Below are 25839 nucleotides of genomic sequence, written 5' to 3'. Positions count from 1 at the left end.
CGATGCCATACCGACCGCCGGAAACTCATATACCATTACGGATAAAAAACTCCGCCTGTGCATTTTCTCGCACAGACGGAGTTTTTTTACTGTATATTTCTGTTCTGACCGGGGTCGCTGTGTCAGAATATCTTGATCGACGGAATGTAATGCTTGGGCTTCTTCTTAAGGTCGATCAGAATGCTGTCCACATGCGCGGCACAGTTGTTCAGATTGTTATAAAGTTCCGGATCGTTGAGCAGCAGACCGAGCGACGAATTTGTAGAGTTGAGCTGCTGGGTAGCGCGGTCGAGATTGGCTGTTATATTATTGATATTGCGCATTGTCGAGTCAAGAGGCATTGTCTTGAGATCCTCTGACACCACCGCGAGAGCCGCCGAGATCTGAGTGAGATTGGCAGAGATCTCCTTCACGTTTGTCATGGTTCCGTTGGCGGTGTTGACCAAAGCCGGAACGCCGGCCATAGCCGCGTTAAGATTTTTGGTCGACACTTCAAGGTTAGCCATGATATCGTCCAGGCGCTGCACGGATCTTAGAAGAGCCGGATCACTTGCTATGGTGGTCAGCGCAACAACAAGCGAGTCGATGTGAGGTGCGATTCTGGCCAAAGTCGGCATCAGGTCTCCGCCGAGCTGGTCCATCAGGCCTCCGTTGACCACACCCTCTATCTTAGAACCGATCTCATAAAAATTCTTGCCTGTGCCCATCTGCAGCTCAATGCTCGAAGTGCCGAGCATGTCGGTGACAAGAGCGGCCTTTGTGCCTTCCGGAAGCTTCAGCTGCTTGTCAAGACTGAGCTCGACAGCCACATGTCCGGGATTGTCATACTCATAGCTGATCTCTCTGACAAGACCCACCTTGAAACCGTTGAGAGTGACCGGAGCCGATTGCGACAGTCCTGCCACATTCGTGTAGGAGGCGTAATAGTAATTGGCCGATTTAAAAACATTGATACCCTTGAGGTAATCAATTCCGAAGAAGAGAATCAGTAGCGACAGCAATACACTGGCACCTATGATGAATTCCTTGGTCCGTATTTTTTTCATGAGTCTGGGTTATTTGATGCGTTTCCCGTTGCATGTCTTGATGACAAATGCGTCAGGGAATGATTTCTTTATTTTTTTCAGTTCTTTGGAAGCTTCTGCCTGGGAGCAATATGATCCGTAGGTGTATTTGACCATATTTCCATCCTTATAATATTCAACCGGCGAGAGACCCTTCAGCCTCGAATCGCCCTTGCGCAGAGGCGAGCCGGCTGTCAGGAACTGTATTTTATATACAATTCTGTCCTTGGCATCGGCAGCGGCGGCGGCAGCCTTGCTCTCAGCTTTTTTACCGGCTATTGTTTCAGAGCCTGACTGCGCAGCGCCTGATGACGGCAGTTCCTCAGGTCTTGAGTCGGCCACCACTCGTTCCTTCCGTGAGTCCGCCGGCTTGTCAGCGACCTTGCGGTATTTTTCAATTCCGCGATAGATAGCCAGTGCAAGCTTCTTCTGTCCCTGCTCCGAAGCCATGAACTTCTCCATAGCAGGATTACAGATGAAATCAAGCTCCACAAGTATCGCCGGCATGCTCGTGCGCACCAACACCCAGAAAGGAGCCTGGCGCACACCGTTGTTCTTGCGGCCGGCCGTTCTGACAAGCTGATTCTGCACAGCCTCCGCAAGCTCTATGCTCTGATCGAGATTGGCATGCTGCATCATCTCAAACGCTATGTAGCTTTCAGCCGACGACGGATCGAACCCCTCATAGGTCGTCGAGTAGTCCGGTTCCAGTTTCATCACTGCATTCTCGCGCATAGCTACACTGAGATTCGTTTCGCTGCGCTGAAGTCCGAGAGTATAGACCGCAGCTCCGTTCACGCTTGTGAACATCGGCGACTTCTTGTCGACCGAGTTGGCATGTATCGAAATGAAAATATCGGCATGCTTACGGTTGGCCATGTCAGCACGTCCCTGAAGAGTGACAAAGGTGTCATTGCTGCGTGTCATGATGACATTGACATCGTTCATGTCTGACATCAGCAGATCTCTGAGTTGTTTGGCTACTGCCAGATTTATGGTCTTCTCATTTGTCTTCCGTCCGAGAGCTCCGGCATCCTTACCTCCGTGGCCGGGATCTATGACTACCGTAAACTCCTTGCCTTCGGCTGACAGAGCCAATGCAGGCAGAAGCAGTATAAGTAGAAGCTGCTTTATGATTCGTGACAGTGACATGTAGAATTTTATGGTTTGCCAAATTTTAGGCAAAGTTAGTAAAACTATCCCTAATTGCCATTTCTCAGCCTCGATTTTGTGCATTAATGGCAAAAAATAGCTACTTTTGAACAATTAAACAGTACATATACTCCCCATGATTCTTCCCGTCAGACAATACTACACCTTATATATAATATATGTGGCCGTCATGCTTGCCATACCGGTGACATTCCTATCATCATGTTCCGGAAGCCGGGCTGGAGAACCGGTAGAGATCAGGCGCCTTGACCTTGCCCTGCGGGCCGACATCATGCCGGAAGATCCGGCCATGCAATCAGCAGCCGCCACCCTCTTCTCTCTCTCCGGCTACGGTCAGCTGACCGACTCTGCAATCCACGTCTACAACCGCAATCCCGCCATCCGCCTGCATGACCGGGCTATGGACTCCGTCTGGCATGACATGCAGCCGCTTGAAAACAGCCTGGGCCGCATGAGATTCAGTTTTGAGAAACTCTTTCCCGGCAATCGCTTTCCATCGGTCATAGCCATAGTCTCGCCGTTCAATCAGTCAGTCTTCACGGTCGACTCCCTCCTCTACCTTGGCCTCAACCACTATTTAGGCTCAGACTATCCGCCCTACGCCTACTTTCCTGACTATATCCGCGCCAGCAAGACCCCTGAAAGGCTCCTGCCTGACATAGCTGAAGCCATAGTCCGCGGCAATTATCCCTATCGCCCCTCCGCTGAATATCCTACAGCACTTTCACGCATGCTTTATGAAGGAGCCGTCACAGAAGCCGTCATGCAGATCTGCGGCCTCAGCGAGCAGCAGGCCCTTGGATATGACACCGAAGCGATGAAATGGGCTGACTCCAACGAGCATCGAGTCTGGCAGACAATGGCCGAACAGAAAATGATATTCTCAACCGATCCTCAGCTGGCGGCGATGCTCGTAAGCCCGGCCCCGTTCACCTCAGCCATAAATCCCCGGTCGCCAGGAGCCATAGGGCGCTTCATAGGCCACCGCATAATATCAGCCACGCTCGACCGCCACGCCATAGCGCTCCCCGACCTCCTCTCTCCCGCCTTCTACGACTCCGAGACCACACTCTCGCAATCCGGCTACAAATAACCGATAAGAGAGTGTTTCATAACAACAGTTAAAATCTGAGCGAAAGATTTGAGATGGATATGGCTCTGAATTGAAAGAGCATAGCGAGCTTTGTAACTGAAATGAAGAGTCATATCCACTGCAGCAAAAAAGCGCAATCCGCCTTTGGCATCATACTCTTGATACCGAAGGCGGATTGGATTATGATCTCTGTGCCGCGGAGTCTGCGGCGTCAGTCGGTGTGGATTAAGCGAATTTCGACCAGTCCACGTTGCGCATGTCGCCTGACGAGAGGAACTCGGTGTGGAAAGCGAGTGCGGCGTGGAGAGTGTGGGGAGTCTGACCGCCACGGGTGCTAAGTTTCAGATAATCGTTGAGCAGTTCGCGGTAAATCGGGTGCGCGCAGTTGTTGATGATCTCATGGGCGCGTTCAACCGGGTCAAGACCGCGGAGGTCGGCGATACCCTGATCGGTCACAATGATATCTACCGAGTGTTCGGTATGGTCTACGTGTGACACCATAGGCACAATGTTTGAAATCTTGCCCTCCTTGGTGATCGACGGGCAGGAGAAAATTGAGATATAGGCGTTGCGGGTGAAGTCTCCAGAACCGCCGATACCGTTCATCATGCGTGTGCCGGTCACGTGGGTCGAGTTGATATTTCCGAAGATGTCGGCTTCAAGAGCTGTGTTCATGGAGATCACCCCCAGTCGGCGGATGACCTCAGGATTGTTGGAGATTTCCGACGGGCGAAGAACCACGTGCTCCTTAAAGAACTCGATATTGCTGATGACCTCGTCCTCAACATCGTTGGAGACGGTCAGCGAGCAGGTCGATCCGAATTTGCAGCGGCCCTGCTTCATAAGGTCGATCACAGCATCCTGGATTACTTCGGTGTACATTTCGAACGGAGGAATCTCCTTTGCGTCTGCAAGACCGTAGAGCACAGCATTGGCCACATTGCCCACACCGGACTGAAGCGGAAGGAAGCTCTTGGGGATGCCGCCGCGACGAAGTTCCTCGATAAGGAAGCGGCAGACGTTAGCGCCGATCATCTTGGTGGTTTCGTCAAGCGGAGTGAAAGCCTTGACACCTTCATAGTGGTCGCTCATCACCACACCGACAATCTTTTCCGGATCGATCTTAAGCACGGGAGAACCGATGCGGTCACTTACCTTGAAGATGGGTATCTCGCCACGGTTGGGGGGATCGAGCGGAAGATAGATGTCATGGAGTCCGTGGAGGGCGTGGCGCAGTTTTTCGTTAAGCTCTATGATGATCTTCTTGGCCATGCGGGCTATCGTGGGAACGTTGCCCACGCCTGTGCCTACCACTGCAGTGCCGTCATCCTGAATGTCAGACACCTCGATGATCGCGAGATCGAGATCACCGAAAAATCCGTAGCGCAGCTTCTGAGCGGCTTCAGAAAGATGCAGGTCGAAATAGTGGGCGTCATGCGTATTGATGCGCTTGCGCAGATCCGGGTGGTTCTGATAGGGAGTACGCTTGCCGATGGCATTCGCACGGGCGAGAATGCCGTCACAGTTGTCGCTGGTAGAGGCTCCCGTGATGATATTGATTTTGAAAGGCTGGCCTTCGGCATGAAGCTTTTCGGCTTTGGCTGCTATGGCCTGGGTTACCACTTTAGGCGATCCGGGGGCGGTAAAACCGGAAAATCCACATTTTGCATCGTGGAAAAAAAGTTCTGCGGCTTCTTCCGGAGTCAGGATGGGGAATTTCATAACTTTTCTTTTTTCTGAATTTTCTTTAGGAGGTGAAGGAGAGATTTATTTTTCGAATGATCGGTTTTGATTTTTGTTCTGTTCTATCTGTAGAGGCTAAAATTTACGCTGGAGAATCTCACTGTCAATTATAGCCCGGCGCCAGCGCTGATAATGCTCGCTCAGATCCTGCTCTTGCTTTCCGGAGGCAAAGACCTCCTGGTTCTTTCCGGCTTCGTCAATCGGGCTCTCGTCGAATATCGAGCCTACTTCGTCAGGCAATGCCGGCGGCTGCTGTGACAGGCGGCTGATCCCGGCATCCGCAGGAGTCTGAACACAGCTGACCGGCAGAGGCGGCTTGCGCTCCGCCTTCTTTGGCTTGCGCCTGGGTTTTTGGGCCACTGTCCGGGCTGTGGTTTCTGATGCCTGAGCGGAGCCGAAAATTTTACCCGCAACGCTGTCCGCTCTCTGTTCCCTCTTCTTCTTGAGGTACTCAAAGAACGAACCGACACCGAATACTATCAGGAATAATATCAGTTTCTCCATTGCCCGTTGCGCGGTTTTTCTTAATTTTGTAGCAAAATTACGGATTCTTATGCTTTTCGCCAAAGTTTCCACCTTAAAAATATGACACAATCACGTAAATTACATATAGAAACCTATGGCTGCCAGATGAATGTGGCAGACAGTGAGGTCGTGGCCTCCATCATGGAGACCGTAGGCTATGAGATGGCGGCTACTCCGGAAGAAGCTGACGCCGTGTTGCTCAACACATGCTCTATCCGCGACAACGCCGAGCAGAAAATAGTCTCCCGCCTGGCCTACCTCGCATCGCTCCGCAGAAAGCGCTCCAAAGATCTGCCTAAACTCATCATCGGTGTGATAGGCTGCATGGGCGAGCGAGTCAAAGAGGAGCTGATCGAACGTCACGGCGTTGATCTCGTGGCCGGACCTGACTCTTACCTTGACCTTCCAAACCTTTTCGCTTCAGTCGAAGCCGGAGAAAAGGCCGTCAACGTAGAACTGAGCACCACAGAAACATATCGCGACATAATTCCCGCCCGCATCACGGGCAACACCGTCTCAGGCTTCATCAGCATCATGCGCGGATGCAATAATTTCTGTTCCTACTGCATTGTCCCCTACACCCGCGGCCGCGAACGTTCGCGCTCGGCCGAAAGCATCCTGGCTGAACTCGCCGATCTCCGCTCCCGCGGCTTCAAGGAAGCCACCCTCCTCGGACAGAACGTCAACAGCTACCGCTACGAGACCGAAAGCGGCGAGACCATCGACTTTGCCCGCCTGCTGGCAATGGTAGCCGATGCAGCCCCGGAAATGCGCATCCGCTTCACCACCTCGCATCCCAAGGACATGTCTGACGAAATCATCGCAGTCATAGCCTCAAAGCCAAACGTCTGCAAACACATACACCTGCCCGTCCAGTCAGGCTCCGACAAAGTGCTCAAGGCCATGAACCGCAAATACACCCGCGAGTGGTATCTCGGACGCATCGAGGCAATCCGCCGGGCAATTCCCGACTGCGGAATCTCCACCGACCTTTTCACCGGATTCCATGACGAGAGCGAAGAAGACTTCCAGGAAACTCTCTCGCTCATGCGCGAAGTGGGCTTCGACTCCTCATTCATGTTCAAATACTCCGAACGCCCAGGCACACTGGCAGCCCGCACCATGCCTGACAACATAACCGAAGAGGTGAAGATCGACCGCCTAAACCGCATGATCGCCGTGCAGAACGAACTCTCGCGCGATAGCAATGCCCGCGATGTAGGCAAGACTTTCGATGTGCTGGTCGAAGGAGTCTCCAAGCGTTCACGCGAACAGTTTGTGGGACGCAACCAGCAGAACAAGACCCTTGTCTTCCCCCGCGGCGACTATCGTGTGGGCGACACGGTCAGAGTCCGCGTGACCGGCTCATCGTCCGCCACACTCATCGGCGAGCTCGCCTGAGCGCACCGTGGCTATACCCATGCGCACACCGGACTCAGCCCGGACAAGAGGCTGTCAAAAAAAACAATCAGGCCATGCTCGACTTTGAATCACTGATTTTCAACATAGACATAAACCGGAGTGCCATTCCGCACGCCGGATCGCTTCTTGTCGCCGAACCGTTTCTGAGAGAGCGCTACTTCCACCATTCCGTCATCTGCCTTGTCGACTACGAAGAACGCGGATCAGCTATGGGCATAGTGCTCAACAACCGCACCAGCTACACACTTCAGGACCTCCTTCCCTCCGTCACCGCATCGGTCACGATACCCGTCTACTGCGGCGGTCCGATGTCATGCGAGCGGCTGTATTTTGTCCACACGCTCGGCGATCTGATCCCCTCGTCGCGCGAGATAGTCGACGGTCTTTATATCGGAGGCGATTTCGACACCATGATCTCCATTGTCAATGACGGCTATGCCCTTGAAGGTAGCATGCGCTTCTTTATCGGATACAGCGGCTGGGGAGTGGAGCAGCTCGACGAGGAACTGCGCAAAAACGTATGGGCCGTCACCGACATCCCATCCGTCAGCGATCTGCTTCGTGGAGAGGAAGACCCCTACTGGCACCGCATTGTCCGCTCGATGGGAGCGCCATACAGAGGCTGGCTCTACCACCCCCGTAACCTACAGTCAAACTAATACGCAGCAACTGCCACTTCCACCACACAATAGTAGCCATATCCATTCCGACGGCTTGCAAGATCCCGGCCACGGCTCCCGCAAGCCGTCCTTTTTCCGGACCTGAGCAGACAAAAAGCCACCACAGATGTTAAATATACTTAAATACAATCCCAATCCACCGCATTGTCAGGCCTCAACGGTTGGCAATCACGCGCAAAAGCAGTAACTTTGCGCCCGAATTAATCAATACAAATCACAAATTAATGGCAACAAAAATCAGACTGCAACGTCATGGTCGCAAGAACTATGCGTTCTATCCTATTGTTATCGCCGATAGCAGGGCACCACGAGATGGTAAATTTATTGAAAGGATAGGTTCTTATAATCCGAACACTAATCCTGCTACAGTAACTTTGAACTTCGAGCGTGCTTTGTATTGGGTTAACGTTGGTGCTCAGCCCACCGACACCGTACGCACCATCCTCTCTAACGAAGGTGTTCTTCTCATGAAGCATCTCCAGGGCGGTGTGAAGAAAGGCGCTTTCGACGAAGCTGAAGCTCAGCGTCGTTTCGAAGCCTGGAAAGCTCAGAAGCAGCAGACTGTCGACAAGTTCCGCGCTTCTATGGCCGACAAGAAAGAGCTCGACGAAAAGGCTCGTCTTGAAGCTGAAGTAGCTAAAAACAAAGCCAAGGCTGAAGAAGTAGCCAAGAAGAAAGCCGAAGCTGCTGCCGCAGCTGCCGAGGCTGAAGCTGCAGCAAACGCTGAAGAAGCTCCCGCCGAAGAGGCTGCTGCTGAATAAGCATCTGGCTCCGCATCGGAAACAGGTCTCTGCGCCTGATCCATATGTGCAAAACCAAACAGAGGTTGCGTCTTGTATTCACCACGACGCAACCTCTTTTTTTATGCTTTTATGGATGAAATCTAAGAAACTGTTTAAACTCTTATCGTAAATTTTAAATAGCTTCTTGGAGAGTCGTGCCTCGTGACGCCCCTCACTTGCGCAGACGGCGCGCTATTTCTCTGTGATGGTGGGCCGAGGATTTATCGCCGGCAGTGTCATATATGTCGGCCAACAGCGAATGCAGACCGTGAAGCGCCTGACGCGGACAGTCGGCGGTCTCGCTCAGCGACAGAGCCACCAGGCAGCGGTCCATAGCATTATGCACATCATCCATGCGGTAATAGGTCATTCCCATGCGCACCATCGCATCGAAATTAGCCGGATCGAGCCTCACCACCTCTCCCAGATCATCAAGCGCACGACTGTAATCCTCAAGAGTGATGGCTGCGAGCGCACGGCCGTAAAGCGCCGGGATGTGGCCCGGCAACAGAGCAAGAGCCTTGTCATAGTTCGCTATGGCCGGCAGAGGCATCTCGTCTATACGGCAGTCATCGCCAAGCGAGGTGTACTCCATAGCCATGTCGCGGAAACGCTCGCGGTCAGCAGCTATATCCGACTCAAGCTGCGCTACCCTCTCTCTGAGTTTGCCGATCACGGCCAGTTTGCTTCTGGCAAGCCTCATGGCACTCTTGTTGTCAAGAATGCTTTTCGCTCTCAGTCCTTCGGCAAACAGATCGAAAGCCTCGCTGAAATCCCCCTCGTCGGCCTTGGCGAGAGCATTTTCGTAACACTCCTCGGCATGAGCCTTGCGCATGGCCCCGTCAATCAGTATCGGATCGTTGAACGAACGGCTGAAATTCAGAATGGCCGGATTCACAAAGATATCTCTCTCGGCCACGGTAGACCTCAGCGTCAGTCCCTCGAAACTCCGGCAGCGTGAGAGCGCTACATAAGTCTGTCCGCCGGTAAATGCCCCGCGGCCCAGGTCGATTATGACATTGTTGAACGTCAGCCCCTGGCTCTTATGGATGGTAAGCGCCCAGGCCAGCTTCACCGGATACTGCGTGAAACTGCCAAGCTCCGTCTCTATGATCTTGTTGGTTTTCTCATCAAACGAATACTTTATATTCGACCACTTTTCGGGTTCCACTTCATGGATTTCGCCGTTTTCAAGCCTCACTTCAAGCAGATCCTGCGTGAGAGTGGTCACAGTGCCGATCGTGCCGTTGACCCAGAATCTGTCAGGCGAATTCTTGATGAAAACCACCTGCGCACCCTCTTTCAACGACAGTTCCAGATCCGTAGGGAGCGAATTCTCAGGGAAATCTTTTTTTATCTCGCCGATAAATGTAAACACCGGCTTGTCAATGGCCTCCAGACGCGATTCGTTGATCTGATCAACCATATCGCGGCGCGAGGCCAGAGTCATGGTGGGTTTCTCCTCCCCCTCCACAGGCAGAGACAGCGCCACGCAGCGCGAGTTCAGCCGCGAGATATCGGCGGCCGTAGCAGCGCCCATACGTATCCGGTCAAGAAGTTCCACGAATTCACCCTGGCTCTGACGGTAGATCTTGCGCAGTTCTATCGGCACGAGATTTATCCTGTCAAACGCATGGGCCGAGAAGAAAAACGCATCGCGGTAAAACTTGCGCAGTATATCGCGCATATCGCCAGTAAGCACCGGTTCGAGCTGAAACACGTCACCCACAAAAAGCAGCTGCTTGCCGCCGAACGGCTCCCGCTGGTTGCCCGAATAGGTGCGCAGCAGCAGATCCACGAAATCAATTATGTCGGCCCTCACCATCGAGATCTCGTCGATAATTATCAGTTCGAGCTCGCGTATGAGTTTCACAAGGCTTCCGGGATACTTCATTCGCTCCTTGATGCGGTTTGGCGCGAAGTCAGGATCGCCGGGCACTATAGGCTTGAACGGAATCCTGAAAAACGAATGGAGAGTGACCCCGCCCACATTCACCGCCGCGATTCCGGTCGGTGCGAGCACCACATATTTCTTACGGGTATGGGCAGTGATATAGCGCAGGAAAGTCGATTTTCCCGTTCCGGCCTTGCCGGTCAGGAAAATCGACTGTTTGGTGTGCTGCAACAATTCCCAGGCTTTGATGAATTCGGGATTGTCGAGATCTATGTTGTCATTCCGATCCGCGACTATGCGTCGGGCAGGTCGCGAACTCTTTTTTGCCATTCGTTTTGCGGGCTGTTAAAAAGCTGTTGTGAATAAATCAGTTGTTATCAGAAGCGCACGCCTACGGTGAGCACAAGCGAGTTGTTATCATCCGAAACCTTTCCGGTCGGTGCAGGCACGTAGTAGTCGGTGCCATACTCGTTGTAGTTCGAAAACGCGCTGTACTTGGCCGAACGGTGGCGGTGGACATAGGCCAGATCGGCATACACATTCTTGTAGCGGTAGCCGATACCGCAGGTCACATACTGAGTGGCCTTGTCAAAGGTGTACGAGGGCTGAGTCTCGGTGTCGTCAGGGCCGGAAGTGTAGACATCGTTGGCATCTATCGCCTGTCCGTTGGTAGTATATCCGGTCATAGCCGTGGTAGTCACTGGCGATGATTCATAGGAATAGCCGGCGCGGAGGCTGACCTGTGGTGTCACGCGATACTCCAGACCGAGACGCATGATGTTGGTAGCCTTGTAGTAGTTCTTGATATCACCGTTGACATCGGCGAAATCGGTGCCTTCATAATCCTGGACCTTGATGTCATTGCTTGCGCGATATTCATAGTCGGCACTGATGATTGCGCGTCCGCCTATCACACCGGCCGCTCCGACCATGAAGCGCCACGGAGTGCGGCATTTCCAGTCGAATTCACGCATATAGCCGTCATCCGTAACCGCTGTGCCGGAAACCGGCTCGGCATATTCGGAAGAATCGTAGAGATAACCCAGCTGGCCGCTGCCTTCATATGAAAGATTATAATAGGTGGGAGTATGCACTGCCACACCGATGCGGAACTCATTGACCGGCTTGAGGATCACACCCGCTTTGAAATTGAAGCCGCTTCCCCAGATGTGCTTATAGTTCGCAAGAGTATAGTCAGCCGTACCGGTGACAAAGCCGCCGTCATAGGCCGATCCGGGAACCATAGCATTGTTGATGCTCTCTGAGTAGTATGAACGCGAACGGAACTCCACGTCAGTAATTCCGAAGCCTATGCCCCAGAACACCGTATTGGAGATATTGCCACCGAAGTCTATGGCATATTCGTCTACATAGCCTTTCTCCTCGACCTCCACAGATGCTAAGCCAGAAGACTTCTGATAGTCATAGAGACCGTTATAAGTGGAGCTGTTGGCGGTAAGCGGATTGATGGCTCCGGCAGTGTACATCAGAGTGCTCAGCCAGGGCGCATATGGATTTCCGTTGTAGTCGTCCCAGTAAGGATTATAATCGCTGCCTTCCACAAACTGCATCTGCTGCGGAGGTATGCCGCCGTTGTTGACAAACGTGCGGTTGGTATTGTCAGCCACGAAGTTGCTCAGCGAGGTATTGATCGAACCGAGCGATCCGCGGTAGCGGCGGTCAAACGAGGCCGCACGCGAATAGCTCACACCCCAGTTGAAAAACGGCATCACCGAATTCGACCCAAGGTTCACGGTGCCGATATAGCCGAAATTGTTGCAGGCCACACCGGTGTGGTTCCAACTTTGGGAACCTGCTCCGGCATTGAATTTTCCGGATTTGAAGGTGACATCGAGAGTGGCCGTGATGTCACTGCTGCGGTAGACACCGATACCGCCGGGGTTCTGATTGAGTGTCGAGATATCACCGCCGAGAGCGGTAAACGCACCGCCCATCGACATGAAGCGGGCACTACCCCGCATATCGGTCTGCGAAATCGAAAACGCATCGAGTGCAGTCTGGCCCATCATTGCTGACGGAAGAGCTACCAGCATCCCTGCCAATACTTTCTTGTTCATAAGCTGAAGTTTGTGAGTGTGAGTGTTTTTGTGTTATACTTCTGATCAATGACGACCGCGTCCGCCGCGGCTGCCACCGCCTGACCTCATTCCGCTTCCGCGGCTACCGCCGCCGTAACTGCCGGAGCCATAGCTGCCTGTGCCGTAACGGCCGCCGATGCTGTTGGGATTGTAATTGTTGTAGTTGCTGTTATTGTTATAATTGTTGTTATTGTTCGGACGCTGATTGGTGGCAGGACGGCGGTTGGTGGTCACGTTGGGCCGACGGTTGGTGACTGCCGGCTGACGGTTGGTAGACACACCCGGACGGCTGTTTGTATAGCCGTAAGATCCGGGACGCCGTCCGCTTGACGACGGACGGGCGGCACTGCCCACACCGGGATGACGGCCGGCAAGAAGATTCGGAGCGCGACGCGGACCGGTATAGACCGGACCTCCCCAGCCCCAGCCCGGATGGCCCCAGCCTGGACCCCAGCCCGGATAGCCCCAACCCGGACCCCAGCCCGGATAAGCCCATGAAGGTCCCCATCCCCAGGCCCAGTAAGGATCATACCATGATCCCCAGTACCATGCCGAGTTCCAGCGCCAGTAGTTGTTATACCAGTAAGGCGATGCCCAGGCGTTGTAGGGATAGAAATAGTCATATCCCCAATAGGCCGACGGGGTATTCACGTAGATATTGACCTGGTCGGGCTCCATATAGTAGATATTGGCCAGTTCCTCATCTCCTGAACCGCTTACAATCTGCGGATTGTAGAACTGCTCTATGCGTCGGGTATAGGCAAAGTCAGTAGCGGTAGTGTCGGCCGTCAGAGAGTCGGTCGCAAAAATTCCGCGCCGGTTATAGTCATCGACGCTGATGGTGCGGGTGCCGCTGACCGTATAATTGTCAGCCGACGGATAGTCATAGACAACAACTGCGGTCCTATTATTGTTCTTTTTGGCCGTTTTCTGGGCTGGCTTGCTGGCTTTGGAGGCGTCGAAATATATGTCGTCATCGTAATACGACTGTGCCGACACCGCTCCGGCTGCAACCAGAGTCCCGGCTAAGAATGTGAAAATACGCTTGATATTCATAGTGTGTGAGAGATATTGTGATATAGTTTAGACAAGCGAGCGTCTCAAAAGTTTAATCGCGCGCGTATATATTTTGCTTTTCATGCTTTCGCCCTACTTATATCTGATCCACCTGACAAGTTCCTTGACCGAAGGCTTTTTGCCATACATGAAGATGCCTACGCGGTAGATCTTTCCGGCAAGCCAGACCATAGCCACAAACCCCGCGGCAAGAAGCACGAGCGACAACGCTATTTCCCAGCCCGGAATCCCGAACGGTATGCGGGCCACCATCACCATCGGCGATGTCAGCGGGAACATCGACATCCAGAACGCCACGCTCCCCATCGGGTCTGCGGCGGCCACCATTGCAAAAATCAGTCCGAAGAGAATCGGAAACACGGCCAATGATGTCAGCTGACTGGCATCCTGAATATTGTCGACGGCTGATCCTACGGCTGCGAAAATCGACGAATAGAGCAGGAAGCCGAACACCAGAAACACCGTCATCAGCGCCATCAGCGTAACGATATTGCCGACATTGCCGAGCATCCCGATGGCCTGGATGATCTCGATTGACGAAGAATCGCCCACCTGGTCGAAATGGCCGCTCTGCACAGCCGCCACATCAGCCATCGCATCGGCCGGAACAAGCGCGGGAAGCACGAAGGCCGACATGACCGAGAGCAGCACTCCCCAGATAACCATCTGCGTCACTGCCACAAGCGCCACGCCGATGATCTTGCCCATCATCAGCTGCACGGGCTTCACTGACGAGACCACCACTTCGAGCACACGGTTGCCCTTCTCCTCGATTATGGATGTCATCACCATCTGCCCGTAGATCAGCAGGAACATATAGAGAACGAAAGTCATGGCAATGCCTATGCCGTAGCTGAACATCGACGAGTTGCTTTCCTCGCTGTCTTTGTCGGCGCGCACAGTGGTGAGGCTTACATCGCTCTTCACGCTGCTCAGAATCTCATCAAGATTTTCGATATTGTAAGCCTTGAGCCGATGGGCCTCGATGATGCTGTTGATGCGGTCGGTGATTCCGGCCTCAGTGCCTACCGATGACGGACCGCTGGTGTAGTACTTCAGCCCGGCACGCGGATTGTCGATGATATTCTCAGGAATCACCAGCACCGCGTCTATGCCCTCGCGGGTCAGCGCCGAATCCACCGTGGCATCGACCGCCGGACAGAATCTCAGATCTTCCGAACTTCTCAGCTCCGGCAGTATCACCCTTGTATTGTCGATCACAGCCACCGTAGCGGCCGACGAGTCGACATAGCTCATGATCAGCGCCGGCATGGCCATCAGCAGAAGCATCAGCAGAGGCATCAGCAGCGTGGTGATGATAAAACTTTTCTTTTTGACGCGCTCCATGTATTCGCGCTCTATCACTATTCCTATTTTTGACATTGTGATGTTTTCTCCGTTTGTTTATTAATCGTAAAATTTACCCGCTGATTCCTATCGGCAGCTTTCGTCTTCTCTGACAGCTCTGATGAATATATCGTTCATCGAGGCTATGCTCTCGCTTATGCCGGCAAGCCTCACAGAGTCATTGGCTATCGCTATCGCATCGCGCAGCCCGACGCCTTCTTTCAGATGGAATGTCAGTCTGCGCCGTCCCTGCAGCTGATCGGCCGCCGTGACTTCAAACTCATTGCCCACAGACTGCAGAGCCTCCATCAGGCTGCGGTCATCGCCCTCGTAAAGAAGATCATAACGGTTGCCGAAATACTTCCGACGGATCTCTTCCACATTTCCGCTCAGTATGTTGCGGCTCTTGTTGATCAGAGTGATATTGTCACAGATCTCCTCGACCGAAGCCATGTTGTGGGTCGAGAAAATCACCGTGGCACCCTCTTCCTTGAGCCTGAGTATCTCGTTTTTAAGCAACTCGGCATTGATGGGGTCGAAACCGGAGAAAGGCTCGTCGAAAATCAGTAGCTTAGGCCGGTGTAGCACCGTGATTATGAACTGTATCTTCTGTGCCATACCCTTTGACAGCTCCTCGACCTTCTTGTCCCACCAGTCGAGAATATCGAAGCGCTCAAACCACTCGCGCAGGCTCCTCGTGGCCTCATGCTTCGGAAGCCCCTTCAGGCGAGCGAAAAACAGAGCCTGCTCGCCCACCTTCATTTTCTTATAGAGACCGCGCTCTTCGGGCAGATAGCCTATGTGACAAACATCGGCCTCGGTCAGCTGATGGCCGTCGAGAAGCACACGGCCGCTGTCAGGAGCGGTGATATGGTTGATGATGCGGATGAGAGTGGTCTTGCCCGCGCCGTTGGGGCCCAGCAGTCCGTAGACCTGACCTTCGGGAACGCTGAGCGAGACATTGTCAAGCGCACGGTGTGACGAATAGCTTTTGCTGACGTTTTCTACCTGTAGGATGTCCATGTTGTGATAACTGGTATATTCTTTTATAGCTTTCTGATATTTTTTTCTTCGTTAGACGCAAAATTACCGAAAAAGTTTCAATCCGCTGTAACTTTTCTGCCGAATTCGCGTCTAATGAAGAAAACCATCACCCACTTCCCCCCAGTAAACCCCATCAGCAGCATCACATGCGACAGAGCGAAAAAGAATCCCGGTTCATGAAGGTTGTCAATGACAGCCGTCAGCTTATATGCAAGGTCTGTTACATGTATGCCACCGACCGCGACCACTTCCAGGACCTCTATCAGGAAGTTCTCGCAAACATATGGGTGGGCCTCGACTCCTTCCGTGGCGAGGCGGCAATATCAACCTGGCTCTACCGCACGGCCATCAACACCTGCGTGACATTTTTCCGCCGCCACAACACCCACGCCACCGCCATGACCTCTCTCGATTTCGCTGCCGACCTCGAAGCAGACGACAGTAGCCTCAGGGCCGAACAGCTACGCGAGATGTACAGCCTCATCTCAGGACTTGACAAACTCGACAAAGCTATTATATTAATGTGGCTCGACGAACGCTCCTACGACGAGATCGCAGAAGTGACCGGATTCACCCGCAACAACGTGGCCACCCGGCTCCACCGCATCAAATCGCGGCTGGCCCGCCAGAGCAACCGCTGACACCATCCACCACCTCCCCCCCCGACCTGAATTTACCAAAGACCCCAAAGCACAACCCATCATGAATATCGACGATTTGAAAAGCAACTGGAACTCCATCAGCTTCCCTCCCGGCTACGGCGGCGTGCCGGAGACAGCCGAACTGATGTCGCGCGTCAGAGCCGGCCGTGTCTCCACTCTGCGCGATCGTCTCGCCTCCATCAGCTTCGCACTGACCATGCTCTGCCTGATGGGTGTACTGATCATGATTCCATACTTCGCGGCCACCCCGACTCTGGCCATCCTCGCCATATGCTTCTTCATATTCATAGGCTCGTTACACCTTCGCAACTACCTCCGTGTGCGCCGCCTCAACTTCTCGATCATGTCGGTCCGCGAAGCCCTCGCCGCCGTCTGCGCCATCGAGACATCGAGAGTACGGCTCAAAGCCATAGCCATGACACTCGCCTTCCCGCTGCTGCTCTACATGTGTTTCACATTCTCATCGCTCTACGGCCACCTGATGTTCTACGGCTGCCTTGCAGGAGGAGTCATCGGAGCCACCATCGGCTTCTTCATCAACCGCAAATCAATGACAATCATCCGCGAAATGCGCCGCCAGCTCTCCGACTCCGAAGCCACGGATAAAAATTAATCTGAAAATTCCCGCCGTTTTATCCGTCGGATTAGACGAAAATTCTATAAATTTGCAGTGAACTCACATTTCACTGCAATGAATAGCAAAAGTCTTGTTTCAATCAGCGATATAGGCCGCGATGAAATCATGTCGCTTCTCGACTCGGCCCGTCGCTTTGAAGAGAATCCAAACCGGCGTCTGCTTGAAGGGCGCGTAGTCGCAACCCTGTTCTTCGAACCGTCAACACGCACACGCCTGAGTTTCGAAACCGCTGTCAACCGTCTCGGAGGCCGTGTGATAGGCTTCTCCGATGCCAACACCACCAGCTCATCGAAAGGCGAGACCCTCAAAGACACAATCAAGATGGTCAGCAACTATGTGGACATCATCATCATGCGCCACTATCTCGAAGGTGCCGCCCGCTACGCCTCGGAAGTCACTGACATCCCCGTCATCAACGCCGGCGACGGTGCAAACCAGCACCCCTCCCAGACAATGCTCGACCTCTACTCGATCTACAAGACACAGGGCACCCTCGAAAATCTCACCATCACCCTCGTCGGCGACCTCAAATACGGCCGCACGGTCCACTCTCTGCTGATGGCCATGAGATATTTCAACCCAACCTTCCGCTTCGTGGCATGCGAGGAACTCGGTATGCCGAAAGAATACAAGAGCTTCTGCGACGAAAACGGAATCCGCTACACCGAACACCGCGACTTCTCGCCCGAAGTCATCAACACAAGCGACATCATCTACATGACCCGTGTGCAGCGCGAACGATTCGCCGACATCATGGAATATGAGCGCGTCAAAGACCTCTACAATCTCAACAGCGCCATGCTGACAGACGCCCGCCCCAACATGCGCATACTCCACCCACTGCCCCGCGTCAACGAGATAGCACAGGATGTCGACGACAACCCCCACGCATATTATTTCGAGCAGGCCCGCAACGGCCTCTACGCCCGCCAGGCCATAATCTGCCGCGCACTCGGCATCGAAGCCTGACCCGCGCCGGCGCATCTCACCACCTCACCCCTCACTCCACCCCTCTAACACCACACTCGAAATAAAACAACCATCACCCATGACCGTCTCAAAACAAGAACTCGCAGTAGCCGCCCTGCGCAACGGCACCGTGATCGACCATATCCCCTCGGCCTCCCTCTTCAAAGCCGTCAGAATCCTCGGAATCGAAAACCTCACCGGCGCAGTGACCATTGGCTACAACCTCGACAGCAAGAAACTCGGCACCAAAGGCATCATCAAGGCCGCCGACGTATTCTTCCCCGAATCGACCCTCAACCGCATAGCGCTGATAGCACCATCGGCGGTAGTCAACATCATCCGCGACTATGAAGTAGTGGAAAAATTCCCCGTCTCACTCCCTGACACCATTGTAGGCATCGTCAAGTGCGGCAACCCCAAATGCATCACAAACAACGAACCGATGCGCACACGCTTCCACGTAATCAACCGCGACGACGTGACAATCAGCTGCCACTACTGCTCGCAGGTTGTAAAAAGCATCGACGCAAAAATAATCTGATCACCCGGTCACCACCTCCCGCCCCCGATGAAAACATCCTGGAAACCCGGCACAATGATCTACCCCCTTCCGGCCGTACTCGTGACATGCGGCACGGAAGAACGCAGCAACATGCTCACCGTGGCCTGGACAGGCACCATCTGCACCAACCCGCCGATGTGCTACATCTCAGTGCGCCCCGAACGCCACTCCTACGCCATGATCAAAGAACAGATGGAATTCACCATCAACCTGACCACAACCGCAATGGCCCGCGCCACCGACTGGGCAGGAGTCCGCTCAGGAAGCGACTACGACAAATGGAAGGAAACCGGGCTCACTCCCGTCGCCGGCCAAAAAGTCAGCTGCCCCTCCATAGCCGAATCGCCCCTCTCCATCGAATGCCGCGTCAAAGAGATAGTAAAACTCGGAAGCCATGACATGTTCATAGCCGACGTCATCAACGTCCTTGCCGAAGAAAACCTCATCGACCCCGCCACCGGAGCCTTTGACCTCGCATCGGCCGGACTCCTCAACTACTCCCACGGCCACTATTTCGAGCAAGGTCCTGAAATAGGCCGCTTCGGCTGGAGCGTAAAGAAAAAATAACCCCTAACCGATCCAAAACTCACCCCCTATATTTTATTTAAGGTATGAAAGAAGACAAAGTAATCTTCGACATCATTGAGCGCGAGCACCAGCGCCAGAAAAAAGGAATCGAACTCATCGCTTCCGAAAACTTCGTCAGTGACCAGGTGATGCGCGCAATGGGCTCGTGTCTCACCAACAAGTATGCCGAAGGCTATCCCGGCCACCGCTACTACGGAGGCTGCGAAGTGGTCGACGAATCCGAAAGCATCGCCATCGAACGCCTCAAAGAACTCTTCGGAGCTCAGTGGGCCAATGTACAGCCCCACTCAGGCGCACAGGCCAACATGGCTGTCTTCATGGCCTGCCTCAACCCCGGCGACAAATTTCTCGGCCTCAACCTCAGCCACGGCGGTCACCTCAGCCACGGTAGCCCAGTCAACTTCTCAGGCCTCGTATATCAGGCTCTTGAATACAACGTTGACCGCGAAACCGGACGCATTGACTACGAGCAGATGGAAGAAGTGGCCCGTCGCGAACGTCCGCGCCTCATCGTAGGCGGCGCAAGCGCCTATAGCCGCGAATGGGACTACGCCCGCATGCGCCGTCTCGCCGATGAAATCGGAGCCATTTTCATGGTCGACATGGCCCACCCCGCAGGCCTCATCGCCGCAGGTCTTCTCGACAACCCCGTGAAATATGCCCACATCGTGACCACCACAACCCACAAGACCCTCCGCGGTCCCCGTGGCGGCGTCATCATGATGGGTCAGGACTTTGAAAACCCCTGGGGAAAAACCACTCCCAAGGGCGTAGTAAAGATGATGTCGCAGTTGCTCGACTCAGCCGTATTCCCCGGAGTGCAGGGCGGTCCGCTCGAACACGTCATCGCAGCCAAGGCAGTCGCTTTCGGCGAAGCCCTCTCCCCCGAATTCCGCGAATATCAGCTCCAGGTGCAGAAAAACGCCGCTACACTTGCAGGCGCACTCATCGAAATGGGCTATGACATCGTCTCCGGCGGCACCGACAACCACTGCATCCTCGTAGACCTCCGCAGCAAATTCCCCGAACTCACAGGCAAGGTAGCCGAAAAAGCCCTCGTGCTCACCGACATCACTGCCAACAAAAACATGGTTCCCTTCGACTCTCGCAGCCCCTTCCAGACCTCAGGCATCCGCCTCGGCACCCCCGCCATTACAACCCGCGGCGCCAAGGAACCACTCATGCTGGAGATCGCCGAGATGATCGACACCGTGCTCCGCAACCCCGAAAGCCCCGAAAACATCGCAGCCGTCCGCGCAAAAGTAAACGCCACGATGCAGCCCTACCCCATGTTCGCATGGTAATCACTTCAGGAAAGCATCATCCATAAAAGGCGCTCGGCAATAGCCCGGCGACCCAAAACTTACAGGCCGTTCAGAAATCTCAGCAGAATTCTGAACGGCCTTTTTCACAATTTGGCGGACAGCCCGGAATCGCCACCAAAATAACAATTTTAAAGCGACATCCCCATAAAACACACATTTTGTAACACATATTTGCATATTTAATCAACAATCGTTAATTTTACCGCCAGAATATTCACAAAATGCAATCTCAGACTATCCCTATAAATTCAGAAGGAGCTTAATCAAAATTTTACTGTCCTTCCCCTCATCTCTTGCTTGGAACTACCCATTTTTAACTAAAATCATAATTGATGAAATTACATTACTTGCAATTTGCTATTGCCGTGACCGGAGCATTAGCTGTTACAGCCCAAGCTGGAGCTGACGACAAGCTGGTTGTAACAGGAACCGACAGCAAACAGACCGCCATCAGCATCGCGGATGTCAGCCGTATCACCTTCAACGGCGACAAAATGAAAATCGCCACAACCAAAGGCGATCTCGACTATCAGTTAGGAGCGATTGACAACCTTGCCTTTGACCTTGAAGCAAGCGCGGCCGACCGTATCGAAACCTCGCTCCGTGACGACATTACCCTCGGCATCAGCGGAGGCATTCTCTCCGTCTCAGCCCCCGCAGGCGTCCCCCTCTCGGTAGCCGTCTACAACCTCAAAGGGGTCGCCGTGGCGCGCCACACCGGATTTGAAAACATCAGCATCGACTTCAATCCTATGGCGCCGGGCATCTACATTGTAAAAGCCAACGGCAAAACCATCAAATTCACCCGTTAATCACCACCAATCACTGAAACATCACAGACATGAAAAAATATCTGCTTCCCTCCCTTCTTCTTTGCGCCGCATCGGCTTTCGCCCAGACCCCGGCCTACACACTCAGCATCAATCTCAAAAACGGCGACAAAGTCCAGTATCGCGTCGATGAAATCGACAGCATGACATTCGATGAATCCAAGGAAACCACCCAGGCAGTGGCAGTAGAAATCCCCACCGACTTCTCTACCGGATGGGTACAGAAAGTCATGGCCGATGGTAAACAGGTGGCCGAAGTAGCCAAGGAATACATCCGCTCCATCAACAGACAGGTAGTGGTGATCTACCCGATGGGAGCCGATGGACGCGCCGATCTCACCAAAGGCCTCACCTCAACTGGAGCCTCTGTGGTCTGGAATCTTGACGCAAACACCGCCACCGTAAGCGAGGAAGGCAATGCTCTTTCCACCGTCTATGTAGCCGACGGAGAAATCATCTCTTCTTACAGCGGCGAGACAACCGCAGCCACTCTTCAGCCTGATGTCATTACCGACAACCGAGGCCTCTTTGACCGCAACACATACAAGATCGTAAAGATCGGAACACAATACTGGATGGCCGAAAATCTCCGCGCCACCTGCTTCCGCGACGGCTCTTCAATAGCCTCCATCTCCTCAGGCGAAAACGCCGCCTGGAAAGCCAACACAACCGGAGCCTACCTCGCAAGCACCGACTATGACTGGCTCCAGGTTGCAGGCTACATGTATAACGGCTACTGCGTGACCAGCGAAAAAGGCATCGCCCCGGAAGGCTGGGAAGTACCATCGACCGAGCAACTCACAAAACTGCGCACCGCCGGCGGTCTTGCCGCTGCCAACTTCAAGGCCTCCGACTTCGGAATGTGGTCAGAAGGCATGACAGGAAACAACATCACCGGATTTGATGCTGTCGCAACCGGCACCTATGCCAACGGAGACATCACCGGCCTGTATTCCGACACATATTTCTGGGGCTCTACCGTTTCCACCAGCTGGCTCCGAGTCGAAGGTCTCAGCACCCTCCGCGTTAATGGCACCGCCAAAAATGTAGCGGTCAGCGGCCCGGATGACTGCCATGCCTACACATTCGGCCACTCCATCCGCTGCGTACGCAAATAATCATCCCTCCACTCCTCCTCTCTCCGCTCTTAATTACAAAAATCACTTATTACAACAGAGAGTCCAACTTCCTGAAAAGCAGAAGTTGGACTCTCTTTTTGATTCCGGCAATCCGGTCTTTTACGCCTTACTCGAAAATGCCTACGAGCGTGCTCTTGTAGCTTTCGAGAGCAGCTTTGAGTTGAGTGTTCACACTATAGTCTGTATCGGCGCCGCTGTAGTTGAGATCCCAGACAAAATCGCCGTGGTTGAGACGGCCTGCGCCGTAGAAACCGGTCACCACAGCCGGCACTTCTGACGCCTCAAGCGGAGTGTAGTCATACATCAGAGCCGGATTTGTGTCGAAGTTGTCATAGGTGCCGCCGCCTACAAGCGCCTTGAATGTCGAAGGCACTTTTTCGTCACGGCTCGATGCCTCGTAGCAGTCAAAATCCGTAGCACTCATGGCGTGAGTGATCACATTATATTTATCGGCCGTGCCCTTTTCGGCATAGAGATTTCCGAAACTTTTGATGATGCCGCCGTTTTCGCCTGAGAAAGTGCCATCGCCCTTTGCATCGGTGCCCTGGAGCGAGCTCATCATCGGAGCAAGAGAGTGGCGGAAGAAATTACGCTCAACAAACACACTCGATGAGGTCGTGGCACCCACTCCGTATTTCGAACAGCCGTCATAATAGTTGTTCCAGACATGCACTGTCATAGTGCGCACACGCGGATGGCGCGAATCGCTGTGGTCAAACCAGTTGTGGTGATAATCGATGTAGTTCGGACCTGACTCCGACTTCATGCCGCAGAGCGAACTCTTGCCGCTGTCATGAAAACGGTTGTAGGCCACTGTGATATACTGCGAATCATTTTTGATGTCTACCGTGCCATCGCCTTTCGCCTGGTCTGAATCGCCGCCGGCGTTGCCATAGAACAGATCAAGGTGATGGACCCAGCAATACTTGTTGTCAGTGTCGATCGAGATACAATCATCCATGCAGAGCATGTTTGCGAAGTTTCTCAGCTCAACAGAGACCGCATTTCTGAGCAGGAAGCCGAAGCCCCAGGTGGTTGCGTCATCACCGATACCTTCGATGGTGATATTCATTGGGATGGTATTGTTCTTGCCCTTTATCTGCAGACCCTCTGCCGAGCTGCCTAATGCGTCCATATCGGAGTCACGGATTGTTCCGATCAGACGGACAGCGAGCGGACGGGTCTCCACACCCTTCTGATAAGCATTGATAATGGCCTGGAGTCCGGTGAACTCAGTGCCCTCGCCGTCTTTGTCGCTCTGCTTTACCAGACACTTCACAGTCTTGGCAGTCTCTGCGGTGACATAGATCACGCGGGCATCATGCTTGAGCTCGCCATTGTCCTTATAGGCACCGACTCCACTGTTGTTGAAATGAGCGAAACCGCTGCGGTCATAAGCCTTGACGGCCATTTCCTTGGCCTCGCTGGCCATACTCTCGTCTTCCGCTCCGCCGATCACGGGCACAACCTTCAGCGAATAGACCCCGGCAGGAAGCCCAACCATGTCGACACGACCGTAAGAGCCATAGTTGCGCACCAGCTCGCGGTCTATGCGGGTATAGTCGCTATACTTGCCACCTTTAATATATACACGGTAGGTAGACGCGTCTTCAAGCGGCACCCACTTGGCATAGACCGACTCCAGCCAACCTTTGGCCTCGGTGATGTTGACACCCTTGTTGCTGATTTCCGCGTCAGCTCCGGTTTCGGGAGCCTTGGCGAATCTGATGGCGGTTACATTCTGCTTGAACTCATCGTTCCAGTCGCCGGCGAGAGGAGTCACGCTCACTGTTCCGGTGGCCTTGTCGATGTTCACCTCTGCAAGATCTGCGGTATTGTAATACTTGACATCACCGCTTCCGAGCTGCAGGAGCATCTGATTGTTCAGAGTGTTCATACCCACCGAATGGTCGCCTGACGGAGTGGGGCCCGGCTCAGGATTCTCGCCGCCGGTTCCGGGATCGCGGACAACCGAGATGAACATAAGGTTAGTGCCTGTATTGCCGTCACGCACAAGCGAGAGATTCGGCTGATCCTCTACGAGAGTGTAGGTCAGTTTCTCAGGAGTGTCAGGAGAGCTGTAACCGTTGATGAAATCGGGGAACGCGTTAAGTTCGACTATTTTATTTCCATCTCCCAAAGAAATAAGTTTGACAGCGCCGCGCTTCGCGGCATCCTTATTGTTTATAAAGCCTTGTATAGTCACGACATCTCCGGCCTTGAATCCCTCAGAGCAGATAAGATTGATAGCGTTTCCGTTATAGACGTTCTCTGTCGTGAAGCCGTTTGCAAGCTGCAGACAAGTAACACTCGTTTTGTTAGACGCATACTTAACTGATTTTGAAATAGTAGTGCCTGAGATCATGATGTTGGTCATCGACCCGTTCGCATAACTGCAAAGCAAGGTTTCGGCATTCATTGCCGGCACAAGGGCAAATAAAGCTATTACGGCGGTCAGAAGTCTGCGCAAAGAGTAGAGATGTTTCATTTGACGTAGACTTTTTGACCGTTGACAATGTAGATTCCTTGTGAGAGGCCATCAGGTTTTTCGCCAAGATACTGGCCTTTGAGGTTGTAGACGCCCTTCTGCTTTTTGGGATCAGCGAGGATTTCCTTGATGCCTGACTCGCCGCTGTGGTCGAGAGTCACGGCTACGAGGCCCATTTCAGCAGTCTCGCTGGTGTTGTCACTGAACGTCAGAGTAACCATCTTGTCATTAAACGTGAGCTTTGTGAGATCTTTGGCAATTGTCTGCCCGTTGATGACGGTGGTCACCTTCGAGTCAGCCTGAGCCGTCACGGCCATTGCCAGAAGTCCAAGCCCGAAAATCAGTTTCAGGGGTTTCATGGTTTTTGTATTGATGTAAATAATGAATGTCTGATAAAATTCAATAGTTTCCAAGCAGAACCATAGGCGCTTGAATCATGGTATCAACATTGGTTCCTGCAGCAGAGATATTGTATTTTGCAAAAATCGAATTTGGGACAAATTTATAAATTGAATTTTGAAAGATTCACATCCGTAGACTTAAAATAAGTTAAACGCAGCATAAATTTAAGAGCGGCGTAATCGTAGTATGAAAATAATGTCCGCCAGTCCGTGTAGAATCTCTTCCCGCGAGCCACATATTTCCTAATGCTGCTGTCGGGATGGGAAATTTTTTTCATCGTTTGCAATTAATGAT

23 protein-coding genes are annotated in these 25839 nt (G+C 53.2%); 12 read left to right on the top strand and 11 right to left on the bottom strand.

All coding sequences use genetic code 11. The features are described 5' to 3' along the window. Positions 1-122: 122 nt before the first annotated feature. Complete coding sequence (locus C5O23_RS02330; protein WP_107031342.1) at positions 123-1046, bottom strand: MlaD family protein; 924 nt, start codon at positions 1044-1046, stop codon at positions 123-125. Positions 1047-1055: 9 nt separating this feature from the next. Then, a complete protein-coding gene (locus C5O23_RS02325; protein WP_107031341.1) occupies positions 1056-2216 on the bottom strand; it encodes an N-acetylmuramoyl-L-alanine amidase family protein in 1161 nt (386 codons plus the stop codon). A 136-nt stretch (positions 2217-2352) separates the two neighbouring features. Between C5O23_RS02325 and C5O23_RS02320 the strand changes: the two genes are divergently transcribed. Continuing rightward, on the top strand, positions 2353-3330 hold the full coding sequence (locus tag C5O23_RS02320; RefSeq protein ID WP_107031340.1) for a gliding motility protein GldB-related protein: 978 nt from the start codon (positions 2353-2355) through the stop codon (positions 3328-3330). Between the two features lie 225 nt (positions 3331-3555). On the opposite strand, the gene C5O23_RS02315 is transcribed toward C5O23_RS02320, so the two are convergent. Together C5O23_RS02315 and C5O23_RS02310 are read right to left on the bottom strand one after the other, a co-directional pair. Further along, on the bottom strand, positions 3556-5052 hold the full coding sequence (locus C5O23_RS02315) for a succinate CoA transferase (protein WP_107031339.1): 1497 nt from the start codon (positions 5050-5052) through the stop codon (positions 3556-3558). Positions 5053-5148: 96 nt separating this feature from the next. Further along, positions 5149-5577: a hypothetical protein gene (locus tag C5O23_RS02310; protein ID WP_107031338.1), complete on the bottom strand. Its 429-nt coding sequence runs from the start codon at positions 5575-5577 to the stop codon at positions 5149-5151. A gap of 81 nt (positions 5578-5658) precedes the next feature. Between C5O23_RS02310 and miaB the strand changes: the two genes are divergently transcribed. From miaB to C5O23_RS02295, 3 genes are all read left to right on the top strand, one after another. Next, complete coding sequence (miaB, locus tag C5O23_RS02305; RefSeq protein WP_107031337.1) at positions 5659-6999, top strand: tRNA (N6-isopentenyl adenosine(37)-C2)-methylthiotransferase MiaB; 1341 nt, start codon at positions 5659-5661, stop codon at positions 6997-6999. 74 nt (positions 7000-7073) lie between these two features. Then, a complete protein-coding gene (locus tag C5O23_RS02300; protein ID WP_107031336.1) occupies positions 7074-7679 on the top strand; it encodes a YqgE/AlgH family protein in 606 nt (201 codons plus the stop codon). A 245-nt stretch (positions 7680-7924) separates the two neighbouring features. Continuing rightward, on the top strand, positions 7925-8461 hold the full coding sequence (locus tag C5O23_RS02295) for a 30S ribosomal protein S16 (protein ID WP_107031335.1): 537 nt from the start codon (positions 7925-7927) through the stop codon (positions 8459-8461). Between the two features lie 193 nt (positions 8462-8654). Here the strand turns inward: C5O23_RS02295 and C5O23_RS02290 are convergent, their stop codons facing one another. The 5 genes from C5O23_RS02290 to C5O23_RS02270 form a co-directional block, all read right to left on the bottom strand. Then, a complete protein-coding gene (locus C5O23_RS02290; protein ID WP_107031334.1) occupies positions 8655-10706 on the bottom strand; it encodes an AAA family ATPase in 2052 nt (683 codons plus the stop codon). Positions 10707-10753: 47 nt separating this feature from the next. Next, entirely contained in the window at positions 10754-12454 is a 1701-nt protein-coding gene (locus C5O23_RS02285) for an outer membrane protein transport protein (RefSeq protein WP_107031333.1), read from the bottom strand. Positions 12455-12499: 45 nt separating this feature from the next. Then, positions 12500-13531 carry a type 1 periplasmic-binding domain-containing protein gene (locus C5O23_RS02280; RefSeq protein ID WP_107031332.1) on the bottom strand — a complete coding sequence of 344 codons (1032 nt, stop codon included), beginning with the start codon at positions 13529-13531 and terminating at the stop codon, positions 12500-12502. Positions 13532-13624: 93 nt separating this feature from the next. Next, on the bottom strand, positions 13625-14935 hold the full coding sequence (locus C5O23_RS02275) for an ABC transporter permease (RefSeq protein WP_107031331.1): 1311 nt from the start codon (positions 14933-14935) through the stop codon (positions 13625-13627). A gap of 51 nt (positions 14936-14986) precedes the next feature. Then, complete coding sequence (locus C5O23_RS02270; protein WP_107031330.1) at positions 14987-15922, bottom strand: ABC transporter ATP-binding protein; 936 nt, start codon at positions 15920-15922, stop codon at positions 14987-14989. Positions 15923-16119: 197 nt separating this feature from the next. Between C5O23_RS02270 and C5O23_RS02265 the strand changes: the two genes are divergently transcribed. The 8 genes from C5O23_RS02265 to C5O23_RS02225 all read left to right on the top strand — a co-directional run bounded on the left by C5O23_RS02265 (position 16120) and on the right by C5O23_RS02225 (position 22634). Further along, positions 16120-16584 (top strand): RNA polymerase sigma factor, encoded by a 465-nt coding sequence (locus tag C5O23_RS02265; protein ID WP_240597599.1) that lies wholly within the window; start codon positions 16120-16122, stop codon positions 16582-16584. A 61-nt stretch (positions 16585-16645) separates the two neighbouring features. Further along, complete coding sequence (locus C5O23_RS02260; RefSeq protein ID WP_107031328.1) at positions 16646-17218, top strand: hypothetical protein; 573 nt, start codon at positions 16646-16648, stop codon at positions 17216-17218. A gap of 78 nt (positions 17219-17296) precedes the next feature. Then, the gene (gene pyrB, locus C5O23_RS02255; protein ID WP_107031327.1) at positions 17297-18211 is read left to right on the top strand and encodes an aspartate carbamoyltransferase; all 915 of its coding nucleotides are present in this window, start codon (positions 17297-17299) and stop codon (positions 18209-18211) included. A gap of 79 nt (positions 18212-18290) precedes the next feature. Beyond that, a complete protein-coding gene (gene pyrI / locus C5O23_RS02250) occupies positions 18291-18752 on the top strand; it encodes an aspartate carbamoyltransferase regulatory subunit (RefSeq protein WP_107031326.1) in 462 nt (153 codons plus the stop codon). Between the two features lie 27 nt (positions 18753-18779). After that, positions 18780-19340, top strand: coding sequence for a flavin reductase family protein (locus C5O23_RS02245; RefSeq protein WP_107031325.1), 561 nt, complete (start codon positions 18780-18782; stop codon positions 19338-19340). A 44-nt stretch (positions 19341-19384) separates the two neighbouring features. After that, on the top strand, positions 19385-20665 hold the full coding sequence (gene glyA, locus C5O23_RS02240; protein ID WP_107031324.1) for a serine hydroxymethyltransferase: 1281 nt from the start codon (positions 19385-19387) through the stop codon (positions 20663-20665). Between the two features lie 353 nt (positions 20666-21018). Beyond that, complete coding sequence (locus tag C5O23_RS02230) at positions 21019-21498, top strand: T9SS type A sorting domain-containing protein (RefSeq protein ID WP_107031322.1); 480 nt, start codon at positions 21019-21021, stop codon at positions 21496-21498. A 29-nt stretch (positions 21499-21527) separates the two neighbouring features. Beyond that, positions 21528-22634, top strand: a complete 1107-nt coding sequence (locus C5O23_RS02225) for a fibrobacter succinogenes major paralogous domain-containing protein (RefSeq protein WP_107031321.1) — start codon at positions 21528-21530, stop codon at positions 22632-22634. 127 nt (positions 22635-22761) lie between these two features. Here C5O23_RS02225 and C5O23_RS02220 read toward each other — a convergent pair whose 3' ends face one another. Next, positions 22762-25143, bottom strand: coding sequence for a pectate lyase family protein (locus C5O23_RS02220; protein ID WP_240597597.1), 2382 nt, complete (start codon positions 25141-25143; stop codon positions 22762-22764). Continuing rightward, the gene (locus C5O23_RS02215; protein WP_124076020.1) at positions 25140-25502 is read right to left on the bottom strand and encodes a subtilase; all 363 of its coding nucleotides are present in this window, start codon (positions 25500-25502) and stop codon (positions 25140-25142) included. The genes C5O23_RS02220 and C5O23_RS02215 overlap by 4 nt, the downstream gene beginning before the upstream one ends. Positions 25503-25839: the final 337 nt, after the last annotated feature.

It is taken from the genome of Duncaniella muris (genome assembly GCF_003024805.1).
GTDB lineage: Bacteria > Bacteroidota > Bacteroidia > Bacteroidales > Muribaculaceae > Duncaniella > Duncaniella muris.
Note: the sequence above shows the minus strand (reverse complement) of the source record. Positions and strands in the feature narration are given on the sequence as shown.

Coding starts and splice junctions, on each gene's coding strand:
- C5O23_RS02330 (WP_107031342.1), bottom strand. CDS start 1,046: ATGAAAAAAATACGGACCAAGGAATTCATCATAGGTGCCAGTGTATTG.
- C5O23_RS02325 (WP_107031341.1), bottom strand. CDS start 2,216: ATGTCACTGTCACGAATCATAAAGCAGCTTCTACTTATACTGCTTCTG.
- C5O23_RS02320 (WP_107031340.1), top strand. CDS start 2,353: ATGATTCTTCCCGTCAGACAATACTACACCTTATATATAATATATGTG.
- C5O23_RS02315 (WP_107031339.1), bottom strand. CDS start 5,052: ATGAAATTCCCCATCCTGACTCCGGAAGAAGCCGCAGAACTTTTTTTC.
- C5O23_RS02310 (WP_107031338.1), bottom strand. CDS start 5,577: ATGGAGAAACTGATATTATTCCTGATAGTATTCGGTGTCGGTTCGTTC.
- miaB (WP_107031337.1), top strand. CDS start 5,659: ATGACACAATCACGTAAATTACATATAGAAACCTATGGCTGCCAGATG.
- C5O23_RS02300 (WP_107031336.1), top strand. CDS start 7,074: ATGCTCGACTTTGAATCACTGATTTTCAACATAGACATAAACCGGAGT.
- C5O23_RS02295 (WP_107031335.1), top strand. CDS start 7,925: ATGGCAACAAAAATCAGACTGCAACGTCATGGTCGCAAGAACTATGCG.
- C5O23_RS02290 (WP_107031334.1), bottom strand. CDS start 10,706: ATGGCAAAAAAGAGTTCGCGACCTGCCCGACGCATAGTCGCGGATCGG.
- C5O23_RS02285 (WP_107031333.1), bottom strand. CDS start 12,454: ATGAACAAGAAAGTATTGGCAGGGATGCTGGTAGCTCTTCCGTCAGCA.
- C5O23_RS02280 (WP_107031332.1), bottom strand. CDS start 13,531: ATGAATATCAAGCGTATTTTCACATTCTTAGCCGGGACTCTGGTTGCA.
- C5O23_RS02275 (WP_107031331.1), bottom strand. CDS start 14,935: ATGTCAAAAATAGGAATAGTGATAGAGCGCGAATACATGGAGCGCGTC.
- C5O23_RS02270 (WP_107031330.1), bottom strand. CDS start 15,922: ATGGACATCCTACAGGTAGAAAACGTCAGCAAAAGCTATTCGTCACAC.
- C5O23_RS02265 (WP_240597599.1), top strand. CDS start 16,120: ATGAAGGTTGTCAATGACAGCCGTCAGCTTATATGCAAGGTCTGTTAC.
- C5O23_RS02260 (WP_107031328.1), top strand. CDS start 16,646: ATGAATATCGACGATTTGAAAAGCAACTGGAACTCCATCAGCTTCCCT.
- pyrB (WP_107031327.1), top strand. CDS start 17,297: ATGAATAGCAAAAGTCTTGTTTCAATCAGCGATATAGGCCGCGATGAA.
- pyrI (WP_107031326.1), top strand. CDS start 18,291: ATGACCGTCTCAAAACAAGAACTCGCAGTAGCCGCCCTGCGCAACGGC.
- C5O23_RS02245 (WP_107031325.1), top strand. CDS start 18,780: ATGAAAACATCCTGGAAACCCGGCACAATGATCTACCCCCTTCCGGCC.
- glyA (WP_107031324.1), top strand. CDS start 19,385: ATGAAAGAAGACAAAGTAATCTTCGACATCATTGAGCGCGAGCACCAG.
- C5O23_RS02230 (WP_107031322.1), top strand. CDS start 21,019: ATGAAATTACATTACTTGCAATTTGCTATTGCCGTGACCGGAGCATTA.
- C5O23_RS02225 (WP_107031321.1), top strand. CDS start 21,528: ATGAAAAAATATCTGCTTCCCTCCCTTCTTCTTTGCGCCGCATCGGCT.
- C5O23_RS02220 (WP_240597597.1), bottom strand. CDS start 25,143: ATGAAACATCTCTACTCTTTGCGCAGACTTCTGACCGCCGTAATAGCT.
- C5O23_RS02215 (WP_124076020.1), bottom strand. CDS start 25,502: ATGAAACCCCTGAAACTGATTTTCGGGCTTGGACTTCTGGCAATGGCC.